At 64.8% G+C, this 15,161-nt stretch carries 13 protein-coding genes; all 13 read right to left on the reverse strand.

Translation table 11 applies throughout. The annotated features are described in order from the left end of the window. Nucleotides 1–9: 9 nt before the first annotated feature. From nuoN to ABZ677_RS11330, 13 genes are read right to left on the reverse strand one after another with little or no spacing between them, the layout of a single operon-like run. Complete coding sequence (nuoN, locus tag ABZ677_RS11270) at nucleotides 10–1,572, reverse strand: NADH-quinone oxidoreductase subunit NuoN (RefSeq protein ID WP_358369298.1); 1,563 nt, start codon at nucleotides 1,570–1,572, stop codon at nucleotides 10–12. Next, the gene (locus tag ABZ677_RS11275; RefSeq protein ID WP_358369301.1) at nucleotides 1,569–3,107 is read right to left on the reverse strand and encodes an NADH-quinone oxidoreductase subunit M; all 1,539 of its coding nucleotides are present in this window, start codon (nucleotides 3,105–3,107) and stop codon (nucleotides 1,569–1,571) included. The genes nuoN and ABZ677_RS11275 overlap by 4 nt, the downstream gene beginning before the upstream one ends. Continuing rightward, the gene (gene nuoL / locus ABZ677_RS11280) at nucleotides 3,104–4,975 is read right to left on the reverse strand and encodes an NADH-quinone oxidoreductase subunit L (protein ID WP_358369304.1); all 1,872 of its coding nucleotides are present in this window, start codon (nucleotides 4,973–4,975) and stop codon (nucleotides 3,104–3,106) included. The genes ABZ677_RS11275 and nuoL overlap by 4 nt, the downstream gene beginning before the upstream one ends. A gap of 13 nt (nucleotides 4,976–4,988) precedes the next feature. Then, nucleotides 4,989–5,288 (reverse strand): NADH-quinone oxidoreductase subunit NuoK, encoded by a 300-nt coding sequence (nuoK, locus tag ABZ677_RS11285; protein ID WP_008717020.1) that lies wholly within the window; start codon nucleotides 5,286–5,288, stop codon nucleotides 4,989–4,991. Beyond that, the gene (locus ABZ677_RS11290; protein ID WP_358369307.1) at nucleotides 5,285–6,061 is read right to left on the reverse strand and encodes an NADH-quinone oxidoreductase subunit J; all 777 of its coding nucleotides are present in this window, start codon (nucleotides 6,059–6,061) and stop codon (nucleotides 5,285–5,287) included. The genes nuoK and ABZ677_RS11290 overlap by 4 nt, the downstream gene beginning before the upstream one ends. Then, nucleotides 6,058–6,615 (reverse strand): NADH-quinone oxidoreductase subunit NuoI, encoded by a 558-nt coding sequence (gene nuoI, locus ABZ677_RS11295; protein WP_358369310.1) that lies wholly within the window; start codon nucleotides 6,613–6,615, stop codon nucleotides 6,058–6,060. Before nuoI ends, ABZ677_RS11290 begins: the two co-directional genes overlap by 4 nt. Further along, nucleotides 6,608–7,918, reverse strand: a complete 1,311-nt coding sequence (nuoH, locus tag ABZ677_RS11300) for an NADH-quinone oxidoreductase subunit NuoH (protein WP_094742049.1) — start codon at nucleotides 7,916–7,918, stop codon at nucleotides 6,608–6,610. Before nuoH ends, nuoI begins: the two co-directional genes overlap by 8 nt. Then, entirely contained in the window at nucleotides 7,915–10,449 is a 2,535-nt protein-coding gene (locus tag ABZ677_RS11305) for an NADH-quinone oxidoreductase subunit G (RefSeq protein ID WP_358369313.1), read from the reverse strand. The genes nuoH and ABZ677_RS11305 overlap by 4 nt, the downstream gene beginning before the upstream one ends. Continuing rightward, on the reverse strand, nucleotides 10,446–11,747 hold the full coding sequence (gene nuoF / locus ABZ677_RS11310) for an NADH-quinone oxidoreductase subunit NuoF (RefSeq protein WP_358369316.1): 1,302 nt from the start codon (nucleotides 11,745–11,747) through the stop codon (nucleotides 10,446–10,448). The genes ABZ677_RS11305 and nuoF overlap by 4 nt, the downstream gene beginning before the upstream one ends. Nucleotide 11,748: 1 nt before the next feature. After that, on the reverse strand, nucleotides 11,749–12,642 hold the full coding sequence (gene nuoE, locus ABZ677_RS11315; RefSeq protein ID WP_358369318.1) for an NADH-quinone oxidoreductase subunit NuoE: 894 nt from the start codon (nucleotides 12,640–12,642) through the stop codon (nucleotides 11,749–11,751). Further along, a complete protein-coding gene (gene nuoD, locus ABZ677_RS11320; RefSeq protein ID WP_358369320.1) occupies nucleotides 12,639–13,937 on the reverse strand; it encodes an NADH dehydrogenase (quinone) subunit D in 1,299 nt (432 codons plus the stop codon). Before nuoD ends, nuoE begins: the two co-directional genes overlap by 4 nt. Further along, on the reverse strand, nucleotides 13,937–14,599 hold the full coding sequence (locus ABZ677_RS11325; RefSeq protein ID WP_358369322.1) for an NADH-quinone oxidoreductase subunit C: 663 nt from the start codon (nucleotides 14,597–14,599) through the stop codon (nucleotides 13,937–13,939). Before ABZ677_RS11325 ends, nuoD begins: the two co-directional genes overlap by 1 nt. After that, nucleotides 14,596–15,150, reverse strand: coding sequence for an NADH-quinone oxidoreductase subunit B (locus ABZ677_RS11330; RefSeq protein WP_032397855.1), 555 nt, complete (start codon nucleotides 15,148–15,150; stop codon nucleotides 14,596–14,598). Before ABZ677_RS11330 ends, ABZ677_RS11325 begins: the two co-directional genes overlap by 4 nt. Nucleotides 15,151–15,161 lie beyond the last annotated feature (11 nt).

A 15,161-nucleotide genomic window follows, 5' to 3' on the forward strand; every position in this document is an offset into this window, starting at 1 on the left:
GCTCGACGGCTACAGGAAAGCTCCGGCTCGCGCAGCAAGGTCGAGAACGGGCTGCGGGAAGACTCCGAGAGCCACGGTGACCACCACCGAGACCCCGATCGCGCACGACACCGACGCTGTCGGGCGCACGATCGTGGCGGTCCGCTCTCCCGGATCGGTGAAGAACATCAGCACGATCACCCGTACGTAGAAGAACGCTGCGATCGCGCTGCACACCACCCCGACCACGACCAGCGCCGCTCCCCCGGCACCCGAGGCAGCGCTGAACACCGCGAACTTGCCGATGAACCCACTGGTGAGCGGAATGCCGGCGAACGAGAGGAGGAACAACCCGAACACCGCCGCCACCAGCGGAGACCGACGACCGATTCCGGCCCACCGTTCCAGATCGCTCACCTCGCCGCGTTCGTCTCTCGCCAACCCGATGATCGCGAACCCCCCGAGAGTGCTGAAGGCATACGCCAACAGATAGAACATCGTGGCCGACACACCCGAATCACCCACATCACCTGAACTACCCAGTGCCGTCACTCCGGTGAGGATGAATCCGGTGTGCGCGACGGACGAGTACGCCAGCATCCGTTTGACATCGGTCTGCGTCACCGCGACAACCGATCCCACCACCATCGTCGCGATGGCGACGACCCACAACATCGGTCGCCAACTCGATTCGAGACCGGGCAGCGCCATCCCGAAGATGCGCAGAATCGCACCGAACGCCGCAACCTTGGTCACTGTGGCCATCAGTGCCGTCACCGGCGTAGGGGCACCCTGGTAGACATCGGGAATCCACGAATGGAACGGCACGGCACCGACCTTGAACAGCAGACCCACCGCGAGCAAGGCGGTTCCGATCAGCGCGAGCGATCTGCCCTGACCGTCAGCCGCGATGGCGTCGGCGATGCCGTCCAACCGAACGGTTCCGGCGTATCCGTACAGGAAGGCGACCCCGAACAGGAAGAACGCGGACGAGAACGCGCCCAGCAGAAAGTATTTGAGGGCTGCTTCCTGCGAGAGCAAGCGCCGTCGCCGGGCCAGTCCGCAGAGCAGATACAGCGGCAAGGACAGCACTTCCAGCGCCACGAACATCGTCAGCAGATCCGTGGCCGCCGGAAACAGCAACATGCCACCGATCGCGAACATCGCGAGAGGAAACACCTCGGTCTGGGCGACGCCTGCGTCGATGGCCTCCTTCTCCGCCACGCTGCCCGGAGTGGTCGATGCCTGCGGGGTGAACGAATCGATGCGACGCTCGGCACCGGCCGAGGTGACTGCAACGGTGCGCTCGGCCATCAATGCGATGGCCGGAATCGACACCAGCACAATGGTTCCCTGTAGAAACAGGGTGGGCCCGTCGATCGCGACCGCGCCGGACATCGCCGACGCCTCGGTGCCGGCCAGACCGAGAATTGCCGCCAGTGCCGCCACCAGTCCCGCGAGAGCCAGGCCCAGATGCGTGCTCCGGCGGGCCCGCAGCGGCACGAACGCCTCGACGAGAACACCGAGAACTGCGACCGAGAACACGATCAGCATCGGTGCCAGCAGACCGTATTGCACCTCGGGTGTGGTCATCGCTGACCTCCTGAACTGTCGACGATCGTGGATTGCACTGCCGGAGTGATGACATCGAGCGCGGGTTTCGGATACACCCCGAGCACGATCAGCAACGCGATCAACGGCACCACCACGGCCAGCTCGCGGCGAACGAGATCGGGCACCGTCTCGTTGCCCTCCCGGACCGGCCCGGTCATGACGCGCTGGTAGAGCCACAGTATGTAGATCGCCGACAGCACAAGGGCTCCAGCGGCCACGATCGCGGCGACTCCGTATCGACCGAACGTGCCGATCAGCACGAGGAATTCGCTCACGAACGGGGCGAGGCCGGGTAGCGAGAGCGTGGCAAGCCCCGAGATCAAGAACGTTCCGGCAAGTACCGGTGCCACCTTCTGCACACCGCCGTAGTCGGCGATCGCTCGTGACCCTCGACGCGACACGAGGAAGCCCGCGATCAAGAACAGTGCGGCCGTGGAGATTCCGTGGTTGACCATGTACAGCGTGGCACCGGTCTGACTCTGACCGGTCATGGCGAAGATGCCGAGGATGATGAATCCGAAGTGCGAAATCGACGTGTAGGCAATCAGTCTCATCATGTCGGTCTGGCCGATCGCCAGTATTGCGCCGTAGACGATGCCGATGACCGCGAGAGCGATGATCCACGGCGCGAACGTCTGCGACGAGCCGGGAAAGAGTTCGAGACAGAACCGCAGCATCGCGAACGTGCCGACCTTGTCCACCACCGACATCATCAGCACCGCAGTCGCGGGTGTGGACTGCACTGCGGCGTCGGGTAGCCACGAGTGGAACGGCCACAACGGTGCCTTGATCGCGAACGCGAACATGAAGCCGAGGAACAGTGCGTTCAGAACCATCGGATCCACACCGAGTCCGCCCGATGACGCCGCGTCGGCGATCGCGCGGAGATCGAACGTCCCGCCGTCGAACGGCCCGTCGGGTCGCGCGGTCACCACGTAGAGGCCGATGACGGCAGCCAACATGATCAGACCGCCGAACAGGTTGTACAACAGGAACTTCACCGCGGCGCGCGTGCGATGTACTCCCCCGAAGCCACCGATGAGGAAGTACATCGGAATCAGCATCGCCTCGAAGAAGATGTAGAACAACAACACGTCCAACGCGAGGAACGACACGAGCACCATCGATTCGACCACCAGAATCAACGCCATGTACGTGTGCGACACCCGACGGGAGCCGTAGTTCGCGACGCGACTGCCGTCGTACCAGCCCGCGACGAGCAGCAAGGGTGTGAGAACGGTGGTGAGCAACACCAAGACGAGGCCGATTCCGTCCAGACCGAGGGTGTACCGCGCACCGAAAGCCGCTATCCACGAATGGTCTTCGACGAACTGGTACCGATCACCACCGGAGTCGAACGACACCGCCAGTGCGACCGACACGGCCAAGGTCCCGGCAGCGAAGCCCACTGCGACACTGCGCGCGGCGGTCGGGCGAGCGGCGGGCACCAGGGCGACCACGATCGCACCGAGCGTCGGGAGTACCCACAGGACGGTCAACCAGGGAGTCGTCACAGAGCCACCACCATCAGTACGACGAGAACGGCTCCCGCGAACATCGCCAACGCGTACGACCGCACGTAGCCCGTCTGCAGTCTCCGAGACCGCGTCGATGCGCCTCCGATCGAGCTCCCCACCCCGTCCACGACGGCGTCGATCCCGTTGTCGGCGTGCACCAATGCGCGCGTGAGTGTCTGTCCCGGCCGCATGAATGCGGCCTCGTTGACGGCATCTCCGTAGAGATCGGCACGTGCAGCTCGGGTCAGGGGCGACACATCGTCGGGTGGTGTCGGCGGAACCTCGTTCGCGATGTACTTACGGTAGGCGACGCTCGCGCCGACCAGCACGACCACCAGGACGGCGACGGTGACCACCCAGGCCGGAATCGCGTGCTCCTCGGGTGCCGACCCCACGACGGGTTCCAGCCACGTCTCGAGGCGTCCGCCCACCGCAAGGAAGGCTCCCGACGCCACCGAGCCGACGGCCAACACGATCATCGGGGCAGTCATCGTCGCCGACGCCTCGTGCGGATGTGCCTGCGCAGACCAGCGTTTCGGACCGAAGAACGTCAGCAACATCACCCGAGTCATGTAGAAGGCCGTCAGGCCGGCACCGAGCAATGTCACGCAGCCGAGAATCGGACCTGCCACTCCATCGGCGGCGAATGCGACCTCGATGATCGGGTCCTTGGCGAAGAAGCCGGAGAACGGCGGCAGTCCGATGATGGCGAGATAGCCGAGGCCGAACGTGACGAACGTGATCGGCATCGCGGCGCGGAGCCCACCGAACCGTCGCATGTCGGTCTCGTCGTTCATCGCGTGCATCACCGAGCCCGCGCCCAGGAACAAGCCCGCTTTGAAGAAGCCGTGCGAGATCAACAGCACGATGGCGTAGGCGTATCCGGAGGGGCCGAGCCCGGCCGCGAGCACCATGTACCCGATCTGACTCATCGTCGACGCCGCGAGCGCCTTCTTGATGTCGTCCTTCGCACAACCGATGACGGCACCGAACAGCAAGGTGACCGCCCCGACGGTGACGGTGGCCGCGCGGGCGGTGGGCGACGCCTCGAACACCGGTCCGGAGCGCACGATGAGGTACACCCCTGCCGTGACCATCGTGGCCGCGTGAATCAATGCCGACACCGGTGTCGGGCCCTCCATGGCGTCACCGAGCCAGGACTGCAGCGGCACCTGCGCCGACTTTCCACACGCCGCCAAAAGCAGCATCAGCGCCATGGCGGTGGCCGCCGATTCGCTTGCCTCGCCGATTCCGGCGAACACGTCGTCGTACTGCACGGAGCCGAAGTTCACGAACATGATCATCAGCGCAACGGCCAGGCCGATGTCGCCGACTCGGTTGACCACGAACGCTTTTCGGGCAGCCGACGCAGCCGACGGCTTGTGCTGCCAGAAGCCGATGAGCAGATACGACGCCAGTCCGACACCCTCCCACCCCAGATACAAGCCCAGGAAGTTGTCGGCCAGGACCAGCAGCAGCATGGCTGCCAGAAACAGGTTGAGGTACGCGAAGAAGCGTCGCCGCTCGGCGTCGTGGCTCATGTAGCCGATGGAGTACACGTGAATGAGCGACCCGACCCCGGTGATCAGCAGGACGAAGCAGATCGACAATTGATCTGCGCGCAAGCCGAACTCGACCTGCAATTCGTCGACCGGAACCCATCGGAACAGGGTTTGGGTGAGGGCCCGGCCCGATTCTGCACGGCCCAGCATCGATGCGAACACCACCGCGGCCACCACGAACGAGGACACTGCCGCTGCCGTCGCGACGAGATGCCCCCACCCGTCGGTGCGCCTGCCGGCGAGCAGCAGGAACGCCGCACCGAACGCCGGCAGAGCCGGAAGAAGCCACAGTATCGACATCATTTCTGCGCCCCCGTCAATTCTTCATCAGGGAGTTCTCGTCCATCGAAATCGACCGACGAGAACGGAATATGGCCATGATGATGGCCAGGCCCACCACCACCTCGGCGGCGGCGACCACCATGGTGAAGAACGCGAACAACTGTCCGTCGAGATTGCCGTGCATGCGGGAGAAGGTGACGAACGCGAGATTGACTGCGTTGAGCATCAATTCGATGCACATGAACACGATGATGGCGTTGCGCCTGACGATGACGCCTGCCGCGCCTATCGTGAACAGCAGAACGGACAGGTAGAGATAGTTCTCCGGGTTCATCGCTCGTCACCCCCGTCCACCCTGTACTGGCTCCGTTGATCGGCGAACATGGCGTTGACGGACGACTCGGATTCGGTTCCGTCGGGCAACAGAGCGCGGCGATCGACCCCGTTGTGTCTGGCGTACACCCCTGGGCTCGGCAGAGGCGTCACCCTCGAACCGTCGCGGAATCGATCCTGCGCCATCTCTCGCTGACCCTTGACCGGCCCCAGAGCTTCCCGGTGCGCCAGGATCATCGCCCCGATGGTGGCAGTGATCAACAGTGCCCCGGTCAACTCGAACGCCCACACGTACTCGACGAAGATCAGCTCTGCCAGGCCCTCGACGTTTCCGGCGGAGTTGACGGCGTCGAGACCCGCGAAGTCGAGCCGACCACCCTGGGCCGCATCGCGAAGCAGTACCCCGATGATCAACAGTCCGAAGCCGATTCCGATGACGACGGCCGCGATGCGGTGGCCACGCAAGGTTTCGGTCAGCGACTCCGAGGTGTCGACTCCGACGAGCATCAGAACGAACAGGAACAGCATCATGACCGCGCCGGTGTAGACGACGATCTGCACGACACCGAGGAACAACGCACCCTGCGCCATGTAGAAGGTCGCCAGTACCACCATCGTGGCGGCGAGGAACAACGCCGAGTAGACGGCTTTGGTGCTCATCACGACGCCGAGCGCACCGATGACGGCAACGACACCCAGGGTCCAGAACTGCACGGCCTCACCGGTGGACGTGGCATCGAGGGCGAACTGCACAGCAGCATCCTGTGCCCTCATCGCACCGAACCGCCCTCGGGTTCGGCTGGGGACTCGGCCGGTGACTCGTGGCCGGTGACGGTTCCGCGGTAGTAGTCCTCGGCCGTCAGGCCCGGTGCCATCGCGTGCGGCGGTGCCGTCATGTCCGGCTCCAGCGGTGCCAGCAGCGCGTCCTTCTCGTAGATCAGATCGGCACGGTTGTCACCGGCCAGCTCGTACTCGTTGGTCATCGTCAGAGCGCGTGTCGGACAGGCCTCCACACACAGGCCGCACCCGATGCACCGGAGGTAGTTGATCTGATAGACCCCGCCGTAGCGCTCGCCCGGAGAGAACCTCTCGGTCTCGGTGTTGTCGGCTCCTTCGACGTAGATGGCGTCGGCCGGGCAGGCCCACGCGCAGAGCTCGCAGCCGATGCATTTCTCGAGACCGTCGGCGTACCGATTGAGCTGATGACGACCGTGGTAGCGAACCTCGGTCGGCTTCTTCTCCTCCGGGTACAGCTCCGTCTCGGCCTTCTTGAACATCGTGGCGAACGTGACCCCGAAACCGGCTATGGGACCGAGAAATTCAGGCATCGGCGTTCTCCTTCGGTGACCTGGCGGCGGGTGAGCGCACACCGGCGTGCCGGCTCGGGTAAGTCGAGCCCTGCTTGGGGATTGGAGGTATCGGGAATCCGCCTGCCACAGCATCGAACTCGGCGACGGGCGCAGGAGGCGGCACGTTCCGTTCCCGTGCACGCCTGCGCACCATCAGCAGCAGCGCACCCAGCACGGCCACCGCGAAGATCATCGACACGCCGAACGTGACCAGCGGTACGTCGTACCGATCGGCCCCGAGTACCCGCACCGTCGCGATCACCATCACCCAGATCAGGGCAACCGGAATGAGAATCTTCCAGCCGAAGTTCATGAACTGGTCGTAGCGCAGCCTCGGCAGTGTCGAACGCAGCCAGATGAACACGAACAGGAACACCCAGACCTTCAAGGTGAACCACAGCACCGGCCACCACCCCGAATTGGCACCGCTCCACAGACTCAACGGAATCGGAGCCTGCCAGCCGCCGAGGAACAGCGTGGTCGCGAGCGCCGACACGGTGACCATGTTGATGTACTCGGCGAGCATGAACATGGCGAAACGAAGGGACGAGTACTCCGTGTGGAATCCGCCCACCAACTCGCCCTCCGCCTCGGGCAGATCGAACGGAGCGCGGTTGGTTTCGCCGACCATCGCCGTCACGTACACCAGGAACGAGGGCAGCAGCAGAAACACGTACCAGGTGTTCTGTTGCGCAGCAACGATTCCGGACGTCGACATGGTGCCCGCGTACACGAAGACAGCCGCGAACGACAGGCCCATCGCGACCTCGTAGGAAATCACCTGCGCCGTCGAACGCAGCGCACCGAGCAGCGGGTACGTCGAGCCCGACGCCCACCCCGCCAACACGATCCCGTACACACCCACCGACGTGACCGCGAGAATGTACAGAACCCCCACCGGCAGGTCGGTCATCTGCAGCGGTGTCGTCGTGCCGAACACCGACACCTCGGGACCGAACGGAATCACGGCGAAGGCCATGAACGCAGGAACCACCGAAATGATCGGAGCCAAAACGTAAATCGGCTTGTCGACGCCGGTCGGAGTGATCCCCTCCTTCAGTGCCAGCTTGATCCCGTCCATGAGCGACTGCAGCAGACCCCACGGGCCCACCCGGTTGGGCCCCACCCTCATCTGCATCCACGCCATGATCTTGCGTTCGGCGTAGATCGCGACCAGCGGCGTCAGCACCAGGAAGACGAAGACCGCCAAGGCCTTCCCGACGACCAACCACCACGGGTCGTTGCCGAACATCGACAGATCGGTCGGCGCGGCCACGATCATGACTGCCCACTTTCGGGTCGTTCCGCAGAACCAAGCCGAACGCGCACAACCTCGCCCGACTGCACCCCCAGCGAGCGGTACACCGCCGAACCGGGCGAGTTCATCGGTACCCAGACCACGGCGTCGGGCAGGTCGGTGATCGTCAGCGGCAACGTGATCGAGCCGCGGTCCGTCACGACGCTCACCAGGTCACCGGTCTCCGCACCGATGGCCGAGGCCGTCGTCGCCGACAACCGAACCGTGGGTGTGCGACCGGTCGCGGCCAGGTTGTCCTCACCGTCCTGCATCCGTCCCGCATCGATGAGCATCCGCCACGTGGCCAGAATCGCTTCCCCTGGCCCGAGGGTCGGAACATCCGCGCGGGGAGCGACCCGGGCCACCGCGGTGCGCGGGCCGTTCCACACACCGAGGCGAGCCAACTCGGCGCGTGCCGCCGCCGCGTCGGGGACGGCCAGTTCGACTCCCATCTGCGCGGCGATGGCGTCGAGGATGCGTTGATCCGGCATCACCGCGCCGGCACCGAGTGCAGTGTCGAACGCGCGAGGTCGTCCTTCCCAGTCGACGAAAGTTCCCGATCTGTCGACCACCGGTGCCACCGGGAACACCACGTCGGCCCGCTCGGTGACCGCGCTGTGGCGCAGCTCGAGGCTCACCACGAACGCCGATTTGTCCACGGCGTCGAGCGCCTCCTGGGGGTCCGGAAGATCGTCGAGATCGATTCCGGCAGCGACCAGGGCGCGATTCGGTCCTGCGTCGGCGAGGATCGCAGCGGTGTCGCGGCCCACCTCCTCCGGTAGCTCGGGCACTCCCCATACCGCGGCCACCTCGGCGCGCGCAGCCGCATCGGCCACCGGACGCCCGCCGGGCAGGACGTTCGGCAGCGCCCCTGCGTCGAGCGCACCGCGTTCGCCGGCACGTCGCGGAATCCAGGCCAGGCTCGCCCCGGTGTCGTCCGCCAGCTTCGAAGCCGCCGCCAGACCCCCGGGAACGGAGCCGAGCCGCTCACCGACGAGAACGATCGCACCGGGCTCTCGGAGGAGGTGTGCGATCGATTCGGTGCCACGATCGCCGACGTGCAACGCATCGAGCCACCCCGGCTCGTCACCGGGAATCGACTGCAGCAGGACGCCGTCGAGCTTTCGTAGGCCTCGAGTGGAGAACGGCGCGATCGAGGCCACCACCACTGCGCGCGTGCGGTGCGCCTTCCGAAGCCTCAGGAACACCAGTGGTGACTCTTCCTCGGGCTCGAACCCGACGAGCACCACCACCGGGGCGTTCTCGAGGTCGGTGTAGGTGACCCCCAACCCGGTCGCTGCGATTCGACCGGCCAGGAAATCCGCTTCCTCGGCGCTGTGGCTGCGATTGCGGAAGTCGATATCGTTGGTGTGCAGCACTGTTCGAGCAAACTTGGCGTACGCGTAGGAGTCTTCGAGAGTCGATCGTCCGCCCACGAGTACCGCGGCGTGGCCGACCGATCCGGCCAGTCCGGCCGCCGCGGCAGCCAGCGCAGCCGACCACGACGCCTCGATCAACTCCCCCGATTCGTCGCGGATCATCGGCGCGGTGATGCGATCGGGTTCGGTGGCGTATTTGAACGCCCACCGTCCCTTGTCGCAGTTCCATTCCTCGTTGACCTGCGGGTCGTCCCCCGCCAGCCGGCGAAGGACCTTGCCGCGTCGATGGTCCGTGCGTTGAGCGCAGCCCCCTGCGCAGTGCTCGCACACGCTCGGCGACGAGGTGAGGTCGTACGGACGCGCCCGGAACCGATACTCGGTGTTGGTCAGCGCACCGACCGGACAGATCTGAACGGTGTTGCCCGAGAAGTAGGAGTCGAACGGCTCGTTGCCGAAGATGCCGACCTGTTGAACGGCACCACGTTCGAGGAGGTCGATGGACGGGTCGCCGGCCACTTGGGCGGCGAAACGAGTGCATCGCGCACACAGGACGCACCGCTCGCGGTCGAGCAGAATCTCGGCCGACAAGGGAATCGGCTTGGGATACGTGCGCTTGGTCTCGACGAATCTGGATTCGGACCGACCCGCGGCCATCGCCTGATTCTGCAGCGGACACTCACCGCCCTTGTCGCACACCGGGCAATCGAGCGGATGATTGATCAGCAGCAACTCCATGACGCCGCGTTGCGCCTTCTCCGCCGACTCCGATGTCACTTGAGTGCGCACGACCATGCCCTCGGCCACGGTCGTGGTACAGGACGCCAACGGCTTGCGTTGACCCTCGACATCGACGAGGCATTGCCGGCACGCCCCCACCGGATCGAGCAACGGGTGATCGCAGAAGCGCGGAATCTGCACGCCCATCAGCTCGGCGGCTCGAATCACCAATGTGCCCTTGGGAACACTGATCTCGTGGTCGTCGATGGTCAGTGTCACCATGTCGACCGGAGTGACCGACTGTTCAGGGGCAGGAGTGGAGCCTGCGGAACGACCAGAGGGTGCAGGAGTGGAGCCTTCGGAACGACCAGAGGGTTCAGGAGTGGAGCCTGCGGAACGACCATCTGCTGGTGCCGTCATGCCGTCAGCTCCTTTGCCATCAGGGTCGATCGGTGTGGATCGAATGGGCATCCCTGTTCGGTGACATGTCGGATGTATTCGTCGCGGAAGTACTTCAGCGAGGACACGATCGGGCTCGCGGCTCCGTCTCCCAACGCGCAGAACGACTTTCCGGCGATGCCGTCTGCGATGTCGAGCAGTGTGGTGAGGTCCGCTTCGGTGCCGGATCCGCCGTCGAGGCGGCGCAGTATCTGCACCAGCCAGTAGGTTCCTTCGCGGCACGGCGTGCATTTGCCGCAGGATTCGTGTGCGTAGAACTCCGTCCATCGCAGCACCGCTCGCACGACGCACGTCGTGTCGTCGAAGATCTGCAAGGCCTTGGTACCCAACATCGATCCGGCGGCGCCGACGCCCTCGTAGTCGAGTGGCACGTCCAGGTGCTCGCCGGTGAACATCGGCGTCGACGATCCTCCCGGTGTCCAGAATTTCAGCTCGTGGCCGGGACGGATGCCACCCGCGTAGTCCAGCAGCTCCCGCAGGGTGATGCCGAGCGGGGCCTCGTACTGGCCGGGCCGACACACGTGGCCGGACATCGAGTAGAGGGTGAAGCCGGGTGACTTCTCGCTTCCCATCGATCGGAACCATTCGATTCCCTTGCGCAGGATCACCGGGACGCTGGCTATCGATTCCACGTTGTTGACCACGGTTGGGCGCGCATACAGGCCTGCAACCGCGGGAAACGGTGGACGCAGTCGGGGTTGACCTCGTCGCCCTTCCAGCGAATCGAGTAGCGCCGTCTCCTCGCCGCAGATGTAGGCCCCGGCCCCGGCATGGATCACCAGCTCGAGGTCGAACCCCGATCCGAGGAGGTTCTTGCCCAGGTAGCCCGCGGAGTATGCCTCGGCAACCGCGGCCTGCAGTCTGCGCAGCACCGGTACCACTTCGCCGCGAACGTAGACGAATGCGCGCGATGCACGTATTGCGTAGGCCGCGATGATGATTCCTTCGATCAACGTGTGCGGGCTCGCCATCATCAAGGGCATGTCCTTGCAGGTGCCCGGCTCCGACTCGTCGGCGTTGACCACCAGATAGTGAGCTTTCCCGTCACCCTGAGGAATGAAGCTCCACTTCGTTCCGGTGGGGAATCCCGCGCCGCCACGGCCGCGCAGGCCGGAATCCTTGACGAATGCGATGAGATCGTCGGGGTCCATGGCAAGGGCCTTCTCGAGCCCCCGGTATCCGTCGTGACTGCGGTAGGTGTCGAGTGTCCACGAGTCCTTCTCGTCCCAGAACTCGCTCAGCACCGGCGTCAGGGCCATGTCACTTCCCCTTCGTCGATGGATCGGTTTCGGCGGTGTTCGGCTGCGGTGGAACGGTCGCAGAGGGAGCCGGAGCCGGTTTCTCGCGCACCGTCTCCGCCACGGCCTCGGCACCCAGGTCGGGATGCCCGTCCGGGGAGCCGGTGACGACCTGGGGAGCAGACATCGAGTGCTCTCGGGCGTACCGCAGGCCGACGAGACTGGCTTCGCCTGCGCTGCCGGACGATTCGAGTGCCCCGGGTCGGTCGTCGGCGAACCCGGCCAGAATGCGCTCGGTGTCGCGGAACGTGCACAACGGAGCTCCGCGGGTCGGGGTCACCTGCGCACCGGAACGAAGCGCGTCGACCAATTCCCGCGCCGACGCCGGTGTTCTGTTGTCGAAGAATTCCCAGTTCACCATCATCACCGGCGCGAAGTCGCACGCGGCGTTGCATTCGATGTGCTCGAGGGTGATGCTGCCGTCGGCGGTGGTCTCGCCGTGGTCGATCTCGAGGTGATCCCGCAGAGCGTCCATGATGGCGTCGCCGCCCATGACGGCGCACAGGGTGTTGGTGCACACTCCGACGCGGTAGTCGCCGGTGGGCTCGCGGCGGTACATCGAGTAGAACGTCGCGACCGCGGTCACCTCTGCACCGGTGAGATCGAGTACATCGGAACAGAATTCGATTCCGGCCGGCGTCAGATAGCCGTCCTCGGATTGCACCAGGTGCAGCAGCGGTAGCAACGCCGATCGGGCCTGCGGATAACGAGCGAGGACGATGTCGGCGTCGGCGCGTAGGCGGGCACGGACGTCGGCGGGATAGGACGCGCGTGCGTCGGGGCCGACAAGTTGTACGGCTTCCTCGGGGCGTGCTCCGAGTTGGACGAGCACCGGCTCCGAGCGTGGCGCGGTCATCGGTCCACCCCGCCCATCACCGGATCGATACTCGCGACGGCAGCGATGACGTCGGAGATCATGCCGCCCTCGCACATGGCGGCGACCGCCTGCAAGTTGGTGAAGGAGGGGTCTCTGAAGTGCACTCGGTACGGCCGGGTTCCGCCGTCGCTGACGATGTGCACACCCAGTTCGCCTCGCGGCGATTCCACCGTGGACAGCACTTGCCCTGCCGGTACCCGCATCCCCTCGGTCACCAACTTGAAGTGGTGGATCAACGACTCCATCGAGGTGTCCATGATGGTGCGCACGTGGTCCTGAGAATTGCCGAGACCATCGGGGCCGGAGACCAGTTCGGCCGGCCAGGCGATCTTCTTGTCGTCGATAACCACCGGTCCTGGCCGCAGACGATCGAGAGTCTGCTCGACGATCTTGAGCGATTCCTTCATCTCATCGACGCGAATCAGATAGCGCCCGTAGCAGTCGCATCCGGTGTCGGTGACGACATCGAACTCGTAGTTCTCGTACCCGCAGTAGGGATCGGACCGGCGCAGATCGTAGGGAAGTCCGGTCGATCGAAGCACCGGCCCGGTGACGCCGAGGGCCATGCACCCGGTGAGGTCCAGGTAGCCGACGTTCTCGGTTCTGGCCTTCCAGATCGGGTTGTCGTTGAGCATGAGTTCGAGATCGCGTAGCCGTCCGGGAAGAACCCGCAGCAGCTCGCGGACCTTGTCGATCGCGTCGGCGGGCAGATCCTGAGACAAGCCACCGGGACGGATGTAGGCGTGGTTCATGCGAAGTCCGGTGATGGCCTCGAAGACGTCGAGAATCAGTTCGCGTTCCCGGAAGCCGAACAGCATCGCCGTCACGGCACCCAATTCCATTCCACCCGTGGCCAATGCCACGAGGTGCGACGAGATCCGATTGAGCTCCATCAACATCACCCTGACGACCGTCGCGCGCTCGGGAATGTCGTCGGTGATGTCGAGTAGCTTCTCCACCCCCAGGCAGTACGCGGTCTCGTTGAAGAAGGGCGACAGATAGTCCATCCGAGTGACGAACGTGACGCCCTGAGTCCAGTTGCGATACTCGAGATTCTTCTCGATTCCGGTGTGCAGGTAGCCGATTCCACATCGGGCCTCGGTGACGGTCTCGCCTTCGATCTCGAGAATCAACCGCAGCACACCATGGGTGGACGGGTGTTGCGGACCCATGTTGACCACGATGCGTTCCGTGGTCGACCCGCGCGCCAGTTCGACCACGTCGTCCCAGTCCTGGCCCGACACTGCATAGATGGTTTCGTCCGTTGCGCTCATCAGTTGTACGACCTGCGCTCGTTGGGAGGCGCGACCCGAGCGCCCTTGTACTCGATGGGAATTCCACCCAGTGGATAGTCCTTGCGTTGCGGGTGACCGACCCAGTCGTCGGGCATCTCGATCCGCGTGAGTGCGGGATGACCGTCGAACACGATGCCGAAGAAGTCGTACACCTCGCGCTCGTGCCAGTCGTTGGTCGGATAAACCGCGCAGAGCGAGGGTGTGTGTGGATCTGCATCGGGTACAGCAACTTCGAGTCGGAGGCGGCGTCCGTGGGTGATGGACACCAGATGGTAGACCGCACGCAATTCCCGGCCGACCTGATCCGGATAGTGCACACCCGATGCCCCCGTGCACAATTCGAATCTCAGTTCCTCGTCGTCACGGAGAGCACGGGCCACGGCGGGCACGTGCTCCCGCGAGAGATGCAGCGTCAGCTCCCCACGAAAGATCACGGCACGCTCGACGGCGTCCTCGAACGGCACGGCCACGTCATCGGTGTCGAGAACCGTGGCCAATCGATCGACCAGGGCGTCGAAGTAGCTGCCGTAGGGCCGAACAGCCGTGTCCGCCGATGCCAACGGCGGCTGCAACCGGCCGTAGCCGGAGGTGTCACCGCTCCCCCGGACACCGAACATCCCACGGGTTCCGTCCGCTGTCATCGCAGCAGCCCCTTCAAGTCGATGGTCGGGGTGGAGGCCAGCGCTGCAGCCTCGGCCGCCGCGCGCACCTGTTCTCGATTGACACCCAGCGGCATCTCCTGAATCTTTTTGTGCAGCTCCAGGATTGCGTTGAGCAGCATCTCGGGTCGGGGTGGGCAACCGGGAAGGTAGATGTCGACCGGGACGATGTGATCGACACCCTGAACCACCGCGTAGTTGTTGAACATCCCGCCCGAGGACGCGCAGACTCCCATGGCCAGGACCCATTTCGGTTCCGCCATCTGGTCGTACACCTGCCGCAGTACGGGCCCCATCTTCTGGCTGACACGGCCTGCGACGATCATCAGATCCGCTTGGCGCGGAGACGCACGGAACGCTTCCATGCCGAATCGCGCGAGATCGAACCGGCCGGACGTGGTGGCCATCATCTCGATCGCGCAGCACGCGAGACCGAAGGTCGCGGGCCACAACGAACCCTTGCGGGCGTAGCCGGCCAGCCCCTCGACGGTGGTCAGCAGAAATCCACTGGGTAGCTTCTCTTCGAGTCCCATCGATCACACTC

It is taken from the genome of Rhodococcus sp. NPDC006774, assembly GCF_040636045.1.
Lineage (GTDB): Bacteria > Actinomycetota > Actinomycetes > Mycobacteriales > Mycobacteriaceae > Rhodococcoides.